At 42.7% G+C, this 21,481-nt stretch carries 9 protein-coding genes; all 9 read left to right on the top strand.

Annotated elements, in window-relative coordinates; all coding sequences use genetic code 11:
* Positions 1-8 precede the first annotated feature (8 nt).
* The 9 genes from QZ574_RS12580 (at position 9) to QZ574_RS12540 (ending at position 21,472) form a co-directional block, all read left to right on the top strand.
* On the top strand, positions 9-1,910 hold the full coding sequence (locus QZ574_RS12580; protein ID WP_297089983.1) for a RagB/SusD family nutrient uptake outer membrane protein: 1,902 nt from the start codon (positions 9-11) through the stop codon (positions 1,908-1,910).
* A 56-nt stretch (positions 1,911-1,966) separates the two neighbouring features.
* Positions 1,967-4,804 (top strand): SusC/RagA family TonB-linked outer membrane protein, encoded by a 2,838-nt coding sequence (locus QZ574_RS12575; protein ID WP_297089980.1) that lies wholly within the window; start codon positions 1,967-1,969, stop codon positions 4,802-4,804.
* A gap of 25 nt (positions 4,805-4,829) precedes the next feature.
* Positions 4,830-6,587 carry a RagB/SusD family nutrient uptake outer membrane protein gene (locus QZ574_RS12570; RefSeq protein WP_297089978.1) on the top strand — a complete coding sequence of 586 codons (1,758 nt, stop codon included), beginning with the start codon at positions 4,830-4,832 and terminating at the stop codon, positions 6,585-6,587.
* 20 nt (positions 6,588-6,607) lie between these two features.
* Positions 6,608-7,639 (top strand): DUF5627 domain-containing protein, encoded by a 1,032-nt coding sequence (locus QZ574_RS12565; RefSeq protein WP_297089976.1) that lies wholly within the window; start codon positions 6,608-6,610, stop codon positions 7,637-7,639.
* A 16-nt stretch (positions 7,640-7,655) separates the two neighbouring features.
* A complete protein-coding gene (locus tag QZ574_RS12560; protein WP_297089974.1) occupies positions 7,656-9,818 on the top strand; it encodes an endo-1,4-beta-xylanase in 2,163 nt (720 codons plus the stop codon).
* Between the two features lie 90 nt (positions 9,819-9,908).
* On the top strand, positions 9,909-12,782 hold the full coding sequence (locus QZ574_RS12555; protein ID WP_297089971.1) for a hypothetical protein: 2,874 nt from the start codon (positions 9,909-9,911) through the stop codon (positions 12,780-12,782).
* A gap of 321 nt (positions 12,783-13,103) precedes the next feature.
* Complete coding sequence (locus QZ574_RS12550; RefSeq protein WP_297089969.1) at positions 13,104-14,756, top strand: hypothetical protein; 1,653 nt, start codon at positions 13,104-13,106, stop codon at positions 14,754-14,756.
* Positions 14,757-14,851: 95 nt separating this feature from the next.
* On the top strand, positions 14,852-17,728 hold the full coding sequence (locus tag QZ574_RS12545; RefSeq protein WP_297089965.1) for a glycosyl hydrolase 115 family protein: 2,877 nt from the start codon (positions 14,852-14,854) through the stop codon (positions 17,726-17,728).
* A 27-nt stretch (positions 17,729-17,755) separates the two neighbouring features.
* A complete protein-coding gene (locus tag QZ574_RS12540) occupies positions 17,756-21,472 on the top strand; it encodes a glycoside hydrolase family 98 domain-containing protein (protein ID WP_297089963.1) in 3,717 nt (1,238 codons plus the stop codon).
* Positions 21,473-21,481: the final 9 nt, after the last annotated feature.

Raw genomic sequence — 21,481 nt, 5'->3', positions numbered from 1 at the left:
CTATAGCAATGAATTTAAAGAAATATATAAAAACATCTGTTTATGCCTTGCTTTTGGCAGGTATATTAGGATTAGTTTCCTGCGAAGAGTATTTGGATAAGGCTCCTAATAGTGATATTAGTTCAACTGAACCATTTGAAAATTTCAGAAACTTTCAGGGATTTACCGAGGAGCTGTACAACTGTATTCCTTGTTATACCGCTTATGCCTGGCATAACTCGTTTAATCTCGGAGAAGAAGTTTTTTGGGATCCATCGGCAAAATCAGAATTTGCTTACGATGTTGACCGCGGAAACTATTGGGACTGGAACGCTTATGCTTCGCCATTCCGTGCCGGTTACTCCAATACAACATCAACCGATTCAAAGAATAAAGGTTACTTGTGGGGCTTTGCCTGGTATGCTATCCGTAAAGCAAATATTGGCCTGGAAAACCTGGAGTTGCTTACCGATGCAACACAGGAAGAAAAAGATCTGATTGCCGGTCAACTTTACTTTTTCAGAGCCTGGTTTCATCTCGAGTTAATGAAATACTGGGGTGGTCTTCCATATCTTGATGAGGCACTTCCGGCCAATGAACCCATTCGTACTCCACGCTTAAGTTACCAGGAAACAGCCGATAAAGTATCGGAAGATTTCAGAATGGCAGCACAATTGCTACCCGTTGATTGGGACCAAACAACTGCCGGTAAAGCTACCTTAGGTAATAACATGCAGCGAGCCAATAAAATTATGGCTTTGGCCTTTTTGGGTAAAAACCTGCTTTACGCCGGTAGCCCTTTAATGAACGAAGCTTCAGGTGGTTCAGCAACATACAACCAGGCGTATTGCAAAGAAGCAGCCGATGTTTTTGGCGAAGTGTTGGCTTTGTCGGAATCAACAGGCCGTTACGAACTGGCTAGTTTCAACAATTACTCGCAACTGTTTTATACACAAAACAACAACGGTAAAATTCCCGGACTAAAAGAAACTATTTTCTGGGAAAATACGGTTGGAGCTGCTACCCGTTTCAGATGGAACCAGATTAACGATTACATTCAGAAAGACCTGAGTCGTGGAGGATATTACATCAGTCCTACAGCAAACTATGCTTTCTTTAACTACGGTATGGCCAATGGCTTGCCAATAAACGATAGCGAAGATATTACTGTGGCTGATGCCGAATCAGGATACGACCCTGAATATCCGTGGAAAGACAGAGACCCAAGATTCTATAACGATTTTGTGCTGGATGGAGAAAGAACAAGTACAAAGGAAGATTTGCAGGAAGATATTCAGTTTGCCAGTTATTACAGTGGCGGTCGTTTTAGAACTGTAAATGGTGGTCGTTCAAATTTAACCGGGTTGGCACTTACAAAATTTCGCCCTCGTTTGGCTGAAAAGAACACTGAAAGTACTACGATGAGTAACAACTGTGTTGTGTTAAGCTTACTGCGTTTGGCCGATGTATACTTAATGTATGCCGAAGCTACTGCCATTGGTTATGGTGTAAGTAGCAGTGCAAGTACCTACTCAATGACAGCGGTTGATGCCGTAAATACCATCAGAGACCGTGCAGGTGTTGGCCACGTGGCTGATAAATACCTCTCATCGGTTGACGCATTTATGAGCGAAGTACGCAGAGAGCGTGCTGTAGAGCTGGCTTTCGAAGGCCTGCGTTTTTGCGACTTGCGCCGCTGGAAACTATTGGATAAAAAACCTTATACCTTAAAGTGTTCACTTGAATTTGAAAGAGACCCTGACGGTTTAACAGGAGCTGCACTGGCCGATGGTTATAAAGACGCCAAAGTGCTGAACTTAACCATGGAAACCTTATTTGAACGACAATATACATCAAAGCATTACTGGTTCCCATTTAATCTTGATGATGTGAATATTTATCCTGAATTCAATCAAAACCCGGGATGGTAAATCGATTAATCATGGTAAAGTTTTTAGCGATATATCAAACTTTAATTTGCAATGAAATGAAGAAATTATATAAAAAATTCTGCATTGCCATTTCCGCCCTGTTGTTTTTATCCGGGGTAGGTGTTCAAGCGCAGGAACAAGTAGATACTGTTCTATTGCAGAACAATACAGATATGGTTAATGTTGCATTCGGAACGCAGCAAAAGAAAGATGTTCTTGGCGCTGTTTCAAGTGTAAATGTTACCGATTTACTGAAGAAAAACTACCAAAGCTACACGCTCGACGGCATTCGTAGTTTTGTTGGAGGATACACCGGAAATATATGGGGGCAAGATCCATTAATTCTTATTGATGGCGTACCCCGTGATGCATCAGACCTTAATGCTACCGAGGTAGAATCAATAACTGTACTAAAAGGAGCAAGTGCGGTTGTGCTTTATGGTAGCAGGGCAGCAAAAGGTGTTGTTTTAATTACTACAAAACGCGGTAAAATTCAGCCTTTAACTATTGAGGCACGTGCCAACGGTGGCATGTATGTACCGAAAAGTTACCCGAGATACCTCGATGCAACTTCGTACATGACCCTGTACAACGAAGCTTCTGACAACGACGGAATTGCCCGCATTTACGACGATGCTACCATCTACAATACCCAGATGGGAACAAATCCGTACAAGTACCCCAACAACAACTATTTTTCTTCGGAGTACTTAAAAGAAGTTTATTACAAAACCGATGCTACGGTTGAAATTTCGGGTGGCGACCAAAAGACCCGTTATTATACCAACTTTGGTATGAGTTATAACGACGATATTATTAAATATGGAGAGCAAAGCAATAACGAAGACCTGAATTTCAGGGTACGCGGTAATGTTGATATGCAGCTTACCAGCTGGCTTTCGGCACAAACCGATGTTTCGGTAATTTTTAACAACAATTACATTGGGCGTGGTGAATTTTGGGGCGAAAGCTCAAAAATGCGACCAAACTGGTATTCAGCATTTGTACCTATTGATATGTTCGATCCATACAATTCAGACTTGCTGAGTGTGGTTGAAAACAGTAACAACGTTATCGATGGTAAATATTTACTGGGTGGTAACAACGCTGTTCAAACAAATGCTTTGGCCGATATGCTGGCAGCTGGTTACATTCGTTACAAAGACCGTGTTTTTCAGTTTAAAGTAAGCGCAACTGCCGATTTAAGCGGAATTACAGAAGGACTTTCGTTTACCAATGCTTTTAGTATTGATTATAATAACTATTACTCTGAAGCCTACAAAGTTGGTTATGCAACTTACGAGCCAACATGGTCAAACATGAATGGCGAAGATGTGATTATCGGTCTTACAAAATATGGCGATGACGACCCGTCTACCAACGAGTACATTGGCGACTCAAAGTACAAACAAACCATGTCGTTCTATTCGCAGTTTAATTACGAAAGAACTTTTAATTCAACCCACAATGTAACCGGAAATTTAATTGGATGGGGATACCAGTCGCGCAACTCGGTAGACAGCGGACACGATGGAAGTGACTACCATAAACTAAGCAATGCCAACTTAGGTTTGCAAATGGCTTATAATTATGCTCAAAAATACTATATCGATTTTTCAGGTGCTTATGTGCATTCAGCAAAATTACCCGAAGGAAACCGAGATGCTTTTTCGCCTTCGGTAACTGTAGGCTGGAGAATGAGTGATGAAAATTTTATGGACAACGTTTCGTTTGTTGATAATTTAAAATTTAGCGCTTCATACGCCAAACTTAATCAGGATATTGATATTGAAGAGTTTTACATGTACCAGGGCTATTACGACGACAGCGGCTGGTACCGCTGGAGAGACGGTGTAATGGGTGGTAACACAGTATTATCAGAACGGGGTTCAAACCCTAACCTGGGTTTTGTTACCGAAGAAGAAATAAGAGTAGGCCTTGAAGCTGCATTGTTTAGCAACAAGCTGGTATTTGATGTGAACTACTTTAACCGCGAAACTGATGGTTTGCTCACGCAAGGTGAAAGTACTATTTACCCATCGTACTACGAAAGGTATGACTACTCTTACCTGCCGTACATTAACTACAACCAAGACAAACGTTCAGGATTTGATTTTGCTGTTTCACACAACAATAAATTTGGCGATTTTGAATACAACCTCGGATTTGTAGGAATGGTGTACAGCTCAGAAGCAGGTGTAAGAGACGAAGTATACCAGGATGATTACCAATACCGCGCCGGCAAACCTATTGATGCTTCGTTTGGCTATATAAGCGAAGGATTTTTTGCCGACCAAACCGATATTGATAACCACGCAACACAAACGTTTGGCGATGTAAAACCCGGCGATATAAAATACAAAGATGTAAATGGCGATGGCGTAGTTGACTCGCGCGACCAGGTTGAACTGGGAAAAAGTGGTTCATCAGCTTCGCCTTTTACCTACGGTGTAAACCTTACATTGAAATACAAAAACTGGTCGCTATTTGCGATGGGCCAGGGCCAGTCGGGGGCTATTTCATACAAAAGCTCCGAATACTACTGGGTATACGGCAACCGTAAATATTCAGAAGTAGTATTAGACCGATGGACTCCAGAGACTGCAACTACTGCAACTTACCCTCGATTAACCACTACATCGAATACCAACAACTTCCGGAATTCAACTTTCTGGCAGTACGACAATACGCGTTTCGATTTAACAAAGGTGCAGCTTACCTACGACTTTGCCGATGAAATGTTTAGCGACAATTCATTGCTCAGTCAGTTAAGCCTTTATGTAAGTGGCCAAAATCTTTTGACAATCTCAAAAGAAAAAGAATTGATGGAAATGAATATTGGAAAAGCTCCACAGTACCGGTTTTTTAACATCGGTGTAAAAGCTACTTTCTAATCTAAATTTTAAAAAAATGATGACAATGAAAAAAAATATTTTATTTCTTCTGGTCAGTTTATTAGTTTTATCGGGCTGCGAAGATATGTTCGACCCGGCCATCGAGAACTTTAAGGATCTCGACCTGATGTATTCTGACCCGGTTTATGCCCAGGGCATATTAACAACTACTTACAGGTATTTGCCAAATACTTACAACAATACCGAATACGCAACCGACGATGCAGTTACAAACGACAAAGACAATTCATACTTAAAAATGGCCACTGGCTCGTGGACAGCGTCGGAAAACCCGGTTAATATGTGGGTTGACGGATATGGCGCGATTCAGTATATTAATACATTTTTGGCCCGATGCGACGATGTCCCATGGGCAAAAGATCCTGAAGCGAACCAGCTTTTCACCATCCGAATGAAAGGTGAAGCCTACGGTTTAAGAGGCGTATTTTTATACTACCTTCTAAGAAACCATGGCGGCTATGCTGAAAACGGCGAGTTATTGGGCGTACCAATCCTGAAACAGTTTCAGGATGCAAATGCTGATTTTAATATTCCACGTGCAACCTATCAGCAATGCGTTGACCAGATTATCAGCGACTTGGATAGCGCTATTTATTTGCTGCCGCTGGAATACGAAGATGCCGGCTCTTTAAGCGAAGTTCCCGATAAATTTCAAGGAATGGTTTCGCTGTCGAGCACCTACAACAGGGCAATGGGTAGTTTGTTTAAACAATTGCTTGATGGTAGAATTGCAATGGCCTACCGCTCTAAAGTAGCCTTGATGGCTGCAAGTCCTGCCTATCAAACTTCTGCTTCGTGGGAAGAAGCAGCAACTTATTCGGCCGAGGTACTGGAGCAAATCGGTGGTGTATCGGGAATTGATGCAACCGGTAATACCTATTTTGCCAATACCGACGAAATTGATGCCTTGGTTGAAGGAAATAACCCGGATGAGATTCTGTGGAGAACAGGTATTTCTACCTTAACCTCGTCGCAGGAATCAAACCACTTTCCTCCGTCTATATTCGGAGAAGGACAAATGAATCCTACACACAACCTGGTAGAATCATTTCCAATGAGCAACGGGTATCCAATTGATCATCCGTCAAGTGGTTTTGACGCAGAAAATCCTTACCTAAACAGAGACCCTCGTTTATCGAATAACATTGTGTACGACGGAAGTACCGTTGGTGTTTATGATACGCCAATTTATACCGGGAGTGCATCGGAAACCGATGACGGTATTAACAAACGCGAAACATCAACACGTACCGGTTACTACATGAAAAAACGCCTTCGTATGGATGTTAACTACGACAATGCAAGTGGATCGTGGCAAGGGCAGGATAATTATACTCCGCGTATTCGTTACACCGAGATTTTCCTGAACTATGCCGAGGCAGCCAACGAAGCTTACGGGCCAACAGGTTCGGCTCCAAATGCAAGTTATTCGGCGGTTGATGTAATTCGGGCTATTCGCGAAAGAGCGCTGGGAACATCAGAAGACCCCTACCTGGATGAATGTGCCGGCGACCAGGAAAAAATGCGACAGCTAATCCGTAACGAAAGAAGACTTGAGCTTTGTTTCGAAGGATTCCGTTTCTGGGACCTGCGCCGTTGGGAAGCAGACTTAACCGAAACAGCAAAGGGCTTCGATGTAAGTACCGGCGAGACATTTGATGTTGAACTGCGTTCTTACAGCAACTACATGACTTATGGACCAATTCCATTTAGCGAGATTCTAAAATACAGCAACCTCTTGCAAAACAAGGGATGGAAATAGAAAAAATAAAAATTACGGATATGAAAGTTAACAAGATATTATTGGTGATTTTTTTGGCAGGACTTTTATTCTCCTGCGAAAATAATGACGTTACTTATCCTGATTTCGATTATACAACAGTATACTTCGCCAATCAGTATCCAATGAGAACGCTCGAGTTGGGAGACGACCCTGAGGTGGATAACTCGCTCGATAACGAGAAAAAAGTAAAGATTACCGCCACAATGGGAGGTGTTTACTCCAACTCAGAATACCGAACAATCGACTTTGTTATTGATGAGTCGTTGTGCGATGGTGTAAGCTTTGAAAATGGTAATGAATTAAAACCATTACCAACGAACTATTATACGCTTGAAAGTAACCAAATTACTATTGAGCCGGGAAGTGTACTTGGTGGTGTTACCGTTAGTCTTACCGATGCATTTTTTGCCGATTCGCTAACCATTGGCGACAGGTATGTAATACCGGTTTTAATGACAGGTGTTGAAAATGCCGACAGTATCCTGTCGGGAAAACCGTCGGTTGATAGTCCGGAAAAACTGGTAAGTACCGATTGGGTAATTTCACCCAAAGACTATGTGCTTTACGGTATTAAATATGTAAATCCTTACCATGCATTTTACCTGCGTCGCGGCGTTGACCAAATTAGCGGAGGAGGGAACAGTATAACCGATGTTCGCCGTAAAGAATATGTGGAATACGACGAGGTGGTAAATGTTTCAACGGTATCGTTAAAAGAATGTTTATTACCCATAACCATTTACGAAGATGATGATTTAACGTCAAGAGCATCGGTTGATTTGATACTAACTTTTGATGATAACAACAACTGTACAGTTTCTGCCAACTCGGATTCTTACCAGGTTAGCGGAACAGGTAAATTTGTTACCGACGGCGAAAAAAACAGTATGGGTGGATTAGACCGTGATGGTTTATATCTTGATTATACCGTTGAGCTTACCGACCTGGGGTATACCTACGTCACCAAAGATACACTGGTGTGCCGAAACAGAGGCATTGCCCCTGAATATTATAGCATAACAGTACAGTAGAATAAAATCAAAAGTTATGAGAAGATTTAGTAAAAATTATATAGCAATATTAGCGGCAGCCACTTTGTTGTTTTCTTGTACCGAGCTTGATGATGTAGTGGATACAGGCATAGAAATTCAAAAACCAACAAGTGTTATTGATGTCGAGGAACTCAATGCATACGAAGTTCTGAGAACATACTCCGGAGATTTGGTTTTAGGTGCAAATGCAGCTGCAGGCAACATTTCGGGAACAAACCCGGCATCTACGCTGCTCGAGACAAATTTCGAACAGGTAACACCGGTAACCGAACTTAATCAGAATGTGATAATGGCTGACGATGGTACAACCGACTTTTCGTCTATTGAAAGCTACATTAGCAAGGCTCAGGAGAGAGGTTTGTCGGTGTACGGAGGTACTCTTGTTTCAAGTACAAATCAAAACGATGTTTATTTGAAGGGACTTGTCGAGCCATTCTCTTTTTATACGCCACTGTTTCCTAACATGGTAATTCATGGTCCGTTAAACGACGGAACTTTTACCAATTGGGTAACCAACGGAAATGTAACGGCTGAAGACTATCTGGGACAAGCATCTGTAAAAATGGTTACCGGAGCTACTGCCGGTGCCGGCGATGCTACTTCTTTGCAATCACCTTCGTACATTGTTGAAGATGGCGCCAAGTTTGAAATGACGTTTTACCTGCTGGCAAACAAAGTAGCCGAAGGCCGTGTTGTTTTTAGCGGATTAAACAATAACGAGCCGGAATTAGACTGGTTCGGCGACGGAACAGGTGCCAGTCCTACTTTTACCACAAAAGTGGGTTGGAATACCATTAAAATTCAAACCGATGATTTTGATGGAAGCGGACAGTTTTCGTTTAGAATTGAGTTGGGAAATACACCAAACGTTACCTATTACTTAAACATAAAAGGACTTTCGGTTGTAAACCTGAACGGTTCGGTTGATAACCCGGATGAAATTTTCCTGGAATGTGAAGATGCCCAGCAAATTGGAGCATTCATGATATTGAATACCGACAGCGAAGCCGCAGTATCAGGAGGAAAATATTTAGAAGGTATTATAGACGGCGACAGAGGTACTTACGATACCGGCACCGGTTTACCGTCTGACGCTGTAAATACCGATATGCAGTTTGTCTATACATTTAACGTGCGCACAACCGGTACATACTATATCTGGTTGCGACACCGTTGTCATGAAGCTTATGGTGGCGACGATTCATGGTTCTTTAGTGTTGATGGCAATCAATATTATTATCCGAATGGTATTGAAAACCAAAACAGTGATACCTGGTCATGGTCGAAACATTTTGATGGAAACGGAGATGCTTTCGATTTAGAAGCCGGTGAGCATACCATTGCCTTTAAAATTAGGGAAAGTGGTCATTATTTCGATAAAATCTACATTACAATGACCGTTAACGAGCCTACTGGCCTTGGTACTGCTGCAATTGCACAGGAAGAGGTTTTGCTTGATGTTTCAAAGGAAGAGAAACAACAGATTATTGGCGAAGCCTTAAATTCATGGGTGTCAGGCGTATTTAATGCTTGTAAAGATAATATTACTGCATGGGATGTAGTAAAAAACCCGATGGATGATTACAATCCACAGGAGCTAAAAACCGGAAAGAATAAAGAGCAGGAAAGTGGCGAATTCTATTGGCAGGATTACCTGGGGGCAAAGTATGCCGTTGATGCGTTTACTTATGCACGCGAAAATGCAAATACAGGAGACTTGCTGTTTATTAGTGATTATGGCCTGGAAAGTAACCTGGTAAAATGTAGGGGATTGATAGCCTACATTAATTACCTCGACAGCCAGGGCGCTCCAATCGATGGTATTACAACACAAATGCACCTTACCCTCGAGTCGGATATGGATAAGGTGGCAACCATGTTTGAGTTACTGGCTGCCACAGGAAAAATCATCAGAATTGCCGACCTGAAAGTTTCCCTGGATACTTCAGACCCAACAGTTGAAATGCTACAGGAACAAACCGCCATGTACAAATCGGTAATCGAAATGTACAAGAGTTATGTGCCTACAGCGCAACAATATGGAATTTCTCTGATGGGAGCAAACGACTCGAATGACGAAAAATATGGACTATGGCATGCAAATTATAATCGCAAACCTGCATATGCCGGTTTCGCCGATGGTTTGTCTGGTAATTAATAATACAAACGGAAGTGAATGGTTATTCCATTCGCTTCCCTTTAAAACACCAGATGTTAAGCTTGATTAGATTAATAAAATTCTGAAATTATGAGAAAAATAAATACTTTACTAATACTTTTTTTGTTGTCTGTTTCGGCAGCATTTGCACAGCCTGAACTGCCTAGCGGTTATGTTTCTGTATACTCGATAAACTCAGAAACCGAACTGGCACCTTTAGCTGTTGAGGGGGGAGCAAGTACCCAATTGTTAGGTCCCGCAAGTGGTTGGGGAGAAGCTACTGATTACGATTTTTCAGACTACACCAAGTTAGCTGTAAAAATAACATTCGACCCCGCTGATGCAGGGCACGATATAGCTATTCGCTTCTCGGTTAATGCCACAGGAGCAAAATTACACAAGTTTACCTTGCCCAATGAGGGAACATCGTTTGTTGCTGAAATCGACCTGGCTGAATATGCCGATGAGGCAGGAAAAGTGCTTTTCGGTGGGATTGTTTTTTACAATGGTGCCAGCCACTGGAGTTTTACATACGATGGCACGGCCGCCACGCAGGCCTGTACAATTGAGTATGTTGCGCTTCAGGAAAAGCTAAAACTGCCTGCAGGTTATGTTTCGGTATACTCAATCAATGACGAAACCGAAAAAGCACCAATAGGAATCGACGGCGGCGCAAGCTATCAATTATTAGGACCTGCCCAGGGGTGGGGAGAATCAACAGATTACGATTTTTCAGACTACGAGAAATTAGCTGTAAAAATAACGTTTGACGCTGCCGATGCAGGGCACGATATAGCTATTCGCTTCTCGGTTAATGCTACAGGAGCAAAGTTACACAAGTTTACCTTGCCAAGTGAAGGAACTTCATTTGTTGCAGAAATTGACCTGGCAGAATACGCCAATGAAGAAGGACAAGTTCTTTTCGGCGGTATTGTTTTTTACAATGGTGCCAGCCACTGGAGTTTTTCGTACGATGGCACAGCTGCCACGCAGGCTTGTACAGTTGATTATGTTGCGCTTAAAGAGAAGTTGAAACTCCCTGAAGGGTATGTTTCAGTTTATTCGATAAATGACGAAACCGAAAAAGCACCATTAAGCATTGATGGCGGTGCCAGTTACCAGTTGTTAGGGCCTGCCAGTGGTTGGGGAGAATCAACAGATTACGATTTCTCGAACTACGAGAAATTAGCCGTAAAAGTAACTTTTGACCCGGCCGATGCAGGGCACGACTTTGCAATTCGTTTTTCGGTGAATGCCACCGGAGCAAAATTGCATAAGTTTACCTTACCAAACGAAGGAAATACATTTGTTGCAGAAATTGATTTGGCCGAATACGCTGATGATGCAGGAAAAGTTCTTTTTGGAGGAATTGTATTTTACAACGGTGCAAGCCACTGGAGCTTTTCGTACGATGGCACGGCTGCCACAAAGGCTTGTACGATCGATTATGTTGCGCTTCAAGAGAAAGGCTCAAGCATACCACTTCCTCAAGGCTATGTTTCTTATTATTCTATTAATGCGGAAGAGGAACGAGCTCCTGTTGTGATAGAAGGCGGTGCTGCTCTTCAGCTTGGCGGACCAGCTGATTGGGGAAATTCTACCCAGTACGATTTATCAAACTATGACGCATTGGCTTTCAAGATTAGTTACGACCCTGCTGATGCAGGTAATCAGCTGGCTATTCGTTTTAATATTAACGGGAGTGTAAAATTACACATAGTAACACTTCCTGCAGAAGACACTAGCGTGGTTGAGGTGATTGATATTACACAATATGCTGACGAAGATGGAACTGCCATTAACGGAGGGATCTTTTTTTACAATGGAGCTACACACTGGAGCTTCGCTTATGATGGCACTGCGGCCACCCAGGCTTGTAGAATCGATTATATTGCACTTAAAGAGAAACTGAAACTGCCGGAGGGCTACGTTTCAGTGTACTCAATTAATGAAGAATCTGAAAGGGCTCCAATAAGTATTGACGGCGGAGCCAGCCTCCAGTTGATAGGGCCCGCCAACGGTTGGGGAGAAGCAACCGATTACGATTTCTCAAATTTCGAGAAGTTGGTGTTTAATATAACCTTTGATCCTGCTGATGCAGGTAACGACATTGCCATTCGCTTTTCGGTGAACAATACAGGTGCGAAACTTCATAAGTTTACATTACCCACCGAAGGAACAGAGTTCATTGCTGAGATTGACCTGGCCGAATATGCCGATGGTGATGGCAACATTCTTTTTGGTGGAATTGTATTCTACAATGGTGCCAGCCACTGGAGTTTCTCTTACGACGGTACAGCTGCTACACAGGCTTGTACAATCAACTATGTTGCATTAAAAGAAAAACCAGAGATAGATCCCCGCCAGATTCCTGAAGGTTACATTTCAATTTATTCGTTAAAAGCAGAAACAGAACTGGCACCCCGTGATTTGGCTGCAGGTGAAAGCTTTCAGTTGCTGGGTTCGGCTGATAACTGGGGCTCAAGCATGGATTACGATTTAACCAATTACGAAACACTTGCCGTACAGGTAGCTTACGACTCTATAAATGCCGGTAAAGAAGTGGCCTTGCGTTTTTCGGTAGATGGATGGACCTACCTTCATTTGTTCACCCTACCGGTAGAAGGCGATTTAGTAATGGAAGAGATTTATTTGGCAGATTATGCAAATGCTAACGGAGAGGTTCTGTTGGGCGGAATTGTTTTCTACAACGGAGCAAGTCACTGGAGTTTCTTGTACACCGAGCCATCAACCGAAGCGGTTACTATCGATTTCGTTGCACTGAAACCATCTATTCTTACCGGTATTCCAATGGTTCGAACGAAAGATCCAAATGCGCTGGTGAATGTATACAGCATAACTGGTGCTGCCATTCGTCTTAATGTAAAACGCTCGGAGGCAACCCGTGGATTAAAACAGGGACTCTACCTTGTTGGGCGCGAAAAAGTTTATGTTACCCATTAATTTGGGAGATATAAAGTCTGTAAATCGTGTTGTCTGAATAAAGACAATAAATGGGAGTTAAAAATCGGGGAATAATCCAAATTCTGTTACGGGATTTGGGATCCCGAATAAAAATATATTTGTATAGATTTTAGTAGTTAGTTTAGGTTAAAAGACCTTTGCAAAGCCCGCAATATGGGCTTTGTGAAGGTTTCTTTTTAAAATAGGATGTTGAGTTTTTACTCCCTTTGAACAACCAGTGCTGCGCCTAATTGATTAACATTAAAAGTAATGTACGCTAGATTTTTTCCGTTTAAAAAAGATAGTTTAAACAAGAAACAAATGAACAAAAAAATTATTTACCTGGCATTGCTCTTCTTTGTAAGTGCAATTTTCTCCTGTTCAGAATCAGGCGAAGAACCCATAGTGGAAGAAGGCGAGTCTTCGGTACAATTTGTAAAAACCGAAATAAGCATATCGGGAAAAGCCGGGCAAAGAAGCGTTATTTTGGCATGGGAAAATGTTGAATGGGAAATTGAAACCAGTGGTGGAGAAAGTTTTATATCCAATATTTCACCTTTGACAGGTGGTCAAAAAGGTAAAAGTGGTTATACTACCATTTATTTTAATGTGTCGGAAAATATATTGTTAGACGAGCGGCTGGATGAACTTTTTGTGGTAAACAAGGCTAGCGGAAAAAAGGTTAAACTGCAAATTACACAAGAAACCTTGCCCTTTGTTACCGTAAATGCTGCTGCAAAACATCAGGAAGTTGTTGGCTTTGGAGGAATGTACAATCCTGCCATTTGGTTATCGGCAGATAACCGGATTGATGCGAGCGAATTAGCTACAATGTACGCCCCTGATGGCGACTTGCAATATTCAATTTTGCGATTAATGATATACCCCGACAAAACAAAATGGGAAACAGATGTTGCAGGTGCTTTGCAGGCCCTGGAATACGGGGCGATTGTTTTTGCCTGTCCTTGGGATTGTACCGATGCCCTGGCCGATTACATTGATAAGGATGGCGATGGTGATTCAGACAAACATTTACCCGAGAAAAATTATGAGGCTTATGCCGACCACCTCATTGAATACATTCAGTTTATGAAATCGAAAGGTGTGGATATCTATTCCATTTCCGTTCAAAATGAACCCGACATGCATTTTACCTACTGGACACCTCAGGAAGTGGCAAACTTTACCGCCAGTTACGGGGCAAAAATACGGGCCACCGGTGTTAAATTAATGACGCCTGAAGCTTGTGGTTTCTCGCCCGATTATACCAATGCGATACTCAATTCGGCTGAAGCCTTTGCAAATACCGATATTGTTGCCGGGCATACCTACCAGGGATTTACCAATTTGTCGAGCAACTACGTAAAAGGACGACACGACTATGTTGAAAGTTTGTATGCAAGCCATTTAAAACCGGCAGGCAAAGGTGGCTGGTGGATGACCGAAAAACTTTTTGGAAGTTATGGCTACGACCTCGAAAGTGGCGACTACAAAACATGGGCGTATAATTTTGATAAACTTGGGCTGGAAATGCACATGTGCATGGAAGCCTATTGCAGTGCATACCTGTATTGGTACTTAAAACGCTTTTATGGCATGATAGGCGACAACAATACGGAGCACGGTTACGTTGCCGAAGGCGAAGTCATGAAAAATGGTTACATCATGGCACATTATTCGGCCTATGCTACCGGAACTACACGAATTGATATTGATGTGCCCAACGAAAATGTACTGGCCACAGCGTATCTTAACGAAACTGAAAATGAAATTAGCATTGTTGCCTTGAACAGGGGAGATAGTGCCTTTGAAACATTTGTAGAACTGCCGGAAAAAGTAACAGCACACAAAGCGGTAGAAACCACGCAACATTACAATATGAAAACGGTTGAAACCGAATTGAGTAACGAACAAAAACATGTGAAAATCAGCATTTCACCACAAAGCATCTATTCCCTCAAGGTTCGCTTTTAGTTAAGGGGTTGCGCTATATCCTAAATTAAAAATCAAATATCCATTATTAAAAAACACCCGGCTGGGGACTTACTACATTTGAAAAAATGACCAACATGATTAGGACCTATATTTTATTATTTATTTTACTGCCCTTTACGGCCTTATCGCAATTAAAAATTAGCACCGATTTCGATAAACGTAGTAATGCTTTTACCATTGTTTCTTCTGATGAAATAACCAGTATTTATTACGAAGCTTCAGAAAATATTCTGGTACAAAAAGCAGCCAGTTTTCTGGCTTCCGATATTGAGAAAGTAAGCGGCAAAAAACCGGCTGTTCTAACTTCTGACGAAGAACTGGACAGCAAAATAATAGTAGTTGGAACTCTGGGGAACAATCCTTTAATTGACCGTTTAATCAGTAACAAAAAGCTCGATGTTTCGCCAATAAAAAATAAATGGGAAGGCTTCATCATCGAAACGGTTAAAAATCCATTCGATGGAGTTAAAGAGGCGCTGGTAATAGTTGGTAGCGACCGCCGTGGTACTGCTTATGGCATATTTACCCTCTCGCAGGAAATGGGTGTTTCGCCCTGGTATTGGTGGGCCGATGTGCCGGTTAAAAAGAAAGAACGGATTTACCTCGCCAACGGCCGCTTTGTTTCCGAAGGGCCGGCGGTTAAGTATCGCGGAATATTTATTAACGACGAAGCACCGGCGTTTAGAAACTGGGCCGAGGAAAAATTTGGCGGGCCCAACCACAAATGTTACGAAACCATTTTCGAACTGCTTTTAAGAAATAAAGCCAACTATTTGTGGCCGGCCATGTGGTTGCCCACCATGTTTAATGTTGACGACCCCTTAAATCCAAAAGTGGCCGATGAGTATGGAATTGTAATGTCAACCAGTCACCACGAGCCTATGATGCGTTCGCACAACGAGTGGGGAAAATTTGGCAAAGGAGCCTGGAATTACGAAACAAACAAAGAAAACCTGCAGGAATTCTGGCGCGAAGGCTTTGAGCGGGTGAAAGATTACGAAAGTGTAGTAACTGTTGGTATGCGTGGCGATGGCGACGAGGCCATGTCGGAAGATGCTGCGGTTGGGCTTTTAAAAGAAATTATTGCCGACCAGCGCGAAATTATTGCCGATGTTAGCGGTAAACCGGCCAACGAAACACCTCAGGTTTGGGCCGTTTACAAAGAGGTCCAAGAGTATTTCGATAAAGGAATGCGGGTAGATGACGATATTATTGTTTTGTTTTGCGACGATAACTGGGGCAACCTGCGCATTTTACCCAAAAAGGAAGATTTGAGCCACCCGGCCGGTTATGGTATTTATTACCATTTCGATTATGTTGGGGCACCAGTTTCCTACCGCTGGTTAAATACTACCCAAATTGAACGAACCTGGGAGCAAATGAAACTGGCATACGAGCACGGTGTTGAAGACCTTTGGCTGGTTAATGTGGGTGATATAAAACCCATGGAGCTGCCTATTAGTTTCTTTTTGGATTTTGCCTGGAATCCCAATGCCATTCAGGCCAACGATTTGCCTGCGTATTACACGGAATGGGCTACCCAACAATTTGGCCCTCAATATGCCCCGGAGATTGCAGAACTGTTGGCATTTTATACCAAATACAATGCTCGCAGAACCCCTGAGATGTTGACCCCAACTACCTACAGTATCGAGAATTTTCGCGAAGCCGACCGTATTGTAGATGAGTATAAAACTTTGCTAAACAAGAGTGAAACACTTTACAAAAAAATACCCGGGGCTTATAAACCGGCTTTTTACCAGTTGGTACAATCGCCAATCGAGTTGAGTGCCAATATTAACGAAATGTATGTGGCGGCAGGTAAGAACAAGTATTATGCCGAAAGAGGTGCAGTCTCAGCCAATTATTATGCCCAAAAAGTAAAGGAGTTGTTTGATAAAGATGCCGAACTAACTCAGCGTTTTCACGAGCATGCCAATGGGAAGTGGAACCACATGATGTCGCAAACGCACATTGGTTATAACAGCTGGAACCATCCGCCGTTAAATACCATGCCCGCAGTATCGTATGTTCAGGTTGATAAACCTGCCGAACTGGGGTACCTCCTTGAATATGGCAAAAAACCACGCTGGGGCTGGCTTGATGTGGAAGCCGACTGGTCATTCAGCAATAAAATGCCCGTTTTTGATGCAATAAATAAACAGAACTATTACATCGATATTATAAACAAAGGAGAAGAAAAACTGAGTTATTCGCTTCATGCAAATGAAGACTGGATAATCCTGTCAAAAACGCAAGGAACCATTCAGTTTAACGAAAAAATTTATGTAAGTATCGATTGGAACAGAGCACCCAAAGGTCAAATTTCGGGCTCGATAAAAATTTCAGGTGCCGGTAGCGAGTATTCGGTAGAGGTTCCTGTTTTTAACCAACTTACCGAGGTGTCAGGTTTTGTTGAAAACAGTGGCGTTATTGCTTTCGAAGCCGTGAATTACAGCAAAAAAATCGATTCAAAAGATATTCATTGGATCGAGGTGCCCAACCTGGGACGTACGGCCTCATCGTTAATAGTTGAGCCGGTAAATGCCGAAAGAGTTGAACTTGATGAAAATTCACCATATGTGGAATATGATTTTACCGTGTTTAATGCCGGTGATATAAAAGTTGAAACTTTCCTTTCGCCTACCCAGGATTTCCGAAAAGAAGATGGTTTGCGATTTGCCATTTCTATTGACGATGAAGAACCGCAAATTATAAATATGAACGAGGGCGAGGAAAAACCCGATTGGCAATATGCCGGTTGGTGGACTAAGTCGGTTGGCGACCACATTAAAATAAAAACATCGAAGCACCGCCTGGAAAAACCGGGCAAGCATACTTTAAAAATCTGGATGATAGACCCGGGAATTGTTTTTCAGAAGTATGAAATCAATACCGGAGCAAAAAAATATTCGTACCTCGGAGCACCCGAAAGCCTTTTGGTGAATTAGTTATAAGAAAAAAAAGAGGAGCATTTTATGAAGCGTTTTATTTGTCAAATAATTCTGGTTGTACTTATTTTGTCCGGCTTTTTTGCCCGGGCCCAACAACAAATGAGGCGGCCCATTTCGCCCGACCAACCCATGTGGCTCATCCATATTGATACATGGAACTACGCCGACCCACAAAAAATTATCGACCTGGTTCCTAAAGATATTCGCCCCTATGTGGTTATGAATATTGCCTTGTCGATTAGTCATGATGACGATACCTATAAGTTTAAACTGGTGGAAGATGGATTGGAAACCGCTAAGTCGTGGTTGAGGGTATGTGCCGAAAACCGGATGTGGGCAACCGTGCAACCGGCAAGTGGCGGCTTTTGCCATTTCCCGGATGATGACTTAACGCTTTATGAAGACTTATTCGAGGAGTTCCCAAACTTTATTGGTTTTAACTATTCCGAGCAGTTTTGGGGATTCGACCAAAGTGATAATCCGCTTTCTCCAAAATGGACCGACCGCATCTCGCATTTTGCCAACCTGCTGGAATTAAGCAATAAGTATGGTGGCTACCTTGTGGTAAGTATTTGCTGGAACAAATGGGTGGTAAGGTACAACCCAATTGGCATGCTCAAATTGAATCCTGACTTTGCCGAGGCTTGCTCGAAATACACCGAAAATTACCTGTTATTCGATAAGCATACGCAGGTTTCGTATTTGCACGACCGTGAAAGTATGAGCCTGGGAGCCTACCTTTCGGGTTATAGCGGGCAATACGGAATACGTTACGACGATACCGGCTGGACCGACGATGGTTGGGTGCGTGGCAGCGATATGGATAAGGATGAGCATTTTACAATGGCTACCTACGGAGCACCATTTCTGGAGCACACCATGTTAACCGGCTTAACCATGTTTGATGGGCCTGAACTAATCTGGACACAGTGTTTTACCGAGGTAAACGCAAGCGAAACCACCGATGGTTATTCGGCACGTAAATGGAAAACATTTCCTCAGTTCGACAACGTTAGTGTCGACCTTTTCAGAAAAGTTATTGATGGCACGGTGCGTATTCCCAGCCGTAAAGAAGTTATCGACCGCTCGAAATATGTGTTGATTCAAAACACAAACACAGGTGGTGAAGATGCAAAATACAGCTCTCCGGAGAATTTATACGAAGGCCTTTACCTGATGGATAACGATGGTAATTACGATGAGAACCTGAGCTTTTTTAAAAAGACAGGACGCTACCCAACTATCCCCATTGTGTATGGTTTAGATGATGAGTTGGCCAATACCTTTGAACATAAGCTTTACTCCTCAAACTACAACAGCCGCTGGTCATCTGTTTCAGCAAAAGTAAACGAGATGAATACCAAATTTCCACAAGAATACACCGGAGATATGTATGTTGGCAGGCACGAAAACGGCTGGGTGTGCTACAATCCATACAAAGTAAATCAAACGGCCAGTGCCAGCATCCCGTTTAAATACAACACCTGCGAAAAAATTGAAATGACTTTTTCGCAATATACTGCAGGTGTGATGAAGGAATACGAAGACAGGCTGACAATTTACCTGAGTAATTTTGATAATAAGTTAGATGAAGGTCTGAAACCGGATGTGATAAAAATTTATGGCAGCTCTTCAGAACCTACATTTTCTGTAAGCGACAGAGGCGAAAACCTGAAAAGTGAAGTGTCGAAACAATGGTCGGAAGGCGTGCTTACACTAACCGTTGAACACAACGGCCCGGTAGATATTGAAATCAACTGCTCGGGCTCGGCAAGCAACCGCTTAAGCGAATACAAAACCGCAAACATTACCGTTCCGCTAAGTCCACCTACATACACCGGCATCCGCCAGTACGAGGGGGAAACATTTGAATACAAGAACATAGCCCGAATTGTAAAAAGCGGTTACAGTGGCGAACTAAGAAATTATACCGGGCAGGGTTATCTGGAATTTGGAACAAATGCTGCGGCAAGTGTACGCGAAATGGTTAGTGTTTTAAATGCCGGAAACTACACCCTGAAAACAAGTTACATAGCTGCCGCCGGAGATGTAAATTCAATCGATTTATACGTTAATGGAGTGAAAGTGGCTTCGCCAACATTTACACAAACAAATGCCTTAAACCAGTGGGGCACAAACAGTCAGGTGGTAGCGCTAAACAAAGGGGCTAATACCATCGAATTTAAGGCGAACACACAGGCGTCAAATACCGTTTTCTTCGACAACATAACCATTGAAAATATTGTTAGCGACGATGTGTGGCTCGAAGCAGAATGTGGAAGTACCGGTGCCCTTTGGAAAACCTTTACCGATACCAATGCCTCGAATGCCAAATACATTACCACCGATAGTGGAGATAACAGTACCGAGGCTGCCCCTGAAAATACTGAAGGACACGTGGTTTATAATTTTTCGGTGAACGAAAGTGGAACATACAACTTTTGGGGACGTGTTTTGGTTTCCGGAACCAATGACAATGCTTTTTGGTTGAAAATGAACAACGAGGATTGGCTCGCATGGGATATTATTCCGGCCGCCACAAACTGGGCCTGGGTAAAAATCGATACCGTAAGCCTGGAAGCGGGAGAGCAGTCTTTAACCCTGGCCTACAATAAAACCGGAGCCCACATAGACAAGCTTTTTATAACAACATCAGCTACCGAACCATCGGGGAAAGGAGGTACGGCCGAGAACTGCACTTCGGATAAACAAGCGCCGATTGCCTATGCCGGTTTCAACCGAACCATTATCGATAGCGATGATAGCGGGGCAGAAACAATTGTCCTTGATGGTACCGGAAGTTCGGATGCCGATGGTACGATTGATAACTATGAATGGATTGAAGACGGCAATGTGCTGGCAACCGGTGCCAATGCCGAAATAAGCCTGCCTGTTGGCGTGCATAAAATCCTGCTTAGCGTAACCGATAACGATGGAGAAACAGCTATCGACGAGATTGTAATTACGGTTCTGGAAAGCAACTACTACGAAAAAAATATATGGTTGGAAGCCGAATGTGCAACGGTTGGTTCCAATTGGGTCGAGGGTGATGATGCCCAGGCATCCAATGGTAAGTATGTTACAGCCAGGCAAGGTTTCGAAAGTATAAACTCAGCACCTGCCAATAGCGATGGCCTTGTGTCATTTAGTTTTTCAGCCCCAACCGAAGGCGTTTACAGCGTTTATGCCCGAATTTTCTGCCCAAGTTATAACGACGATTCGTTTTGGGTGAAAATGGACAACGGAGATTATAGCATGCATAACGGACTGGCAAGCAGTGCCGGGGGAGGTTGGAGCTGGTATAAATTTGGCGAGTATAACCTAAGTGTTACCGACCATGTTTTTACCATTGGATACCGTGAAGACGGGGCCCGCCTGGATAAACTGTTTATTACCGCCTACGATACAGAAGTTAGCGGAATTGGCGAGCAGGCAAGTAACTGGTGCGGAAACGTTAGTGCCGGTACCATTGAAAAACAGGAGGGCATAGCCTGGCAAAATTATCCCAATCCGTTTAATCAATCGGTTCGAATTACGTACAGATTAAGTAAGGCAGCCGATGTCAATCTGAAAATATACAACCTGCACGGGCAACAAATTAAGGCATTGGTGAATCAGTACCAAACTGCTGGTGAACATGCCGTTGAGTGGACTCCCGAAGGCCTCAACGGTGGATTTTATTTAATACGTTTGCAAATTGGGGAGTTGATTGAAACCAAAAAAATTATCTATCAGAAATAGTGCATTTAT

The organism is uncultured Draconibacterium sp. (genome assembly GCF_913063105.1).
Lineage (GTDB): Bacteria > Bacteroidota > Bacteroidia > Bacteroidales > Prolixibacteraceae > Draconibacterium.
The sequence above is the reverse complement of the archived record's forward strand: the minus strand, read 5'-3'. Positions and strand labels throughout refer to the sequence as shown.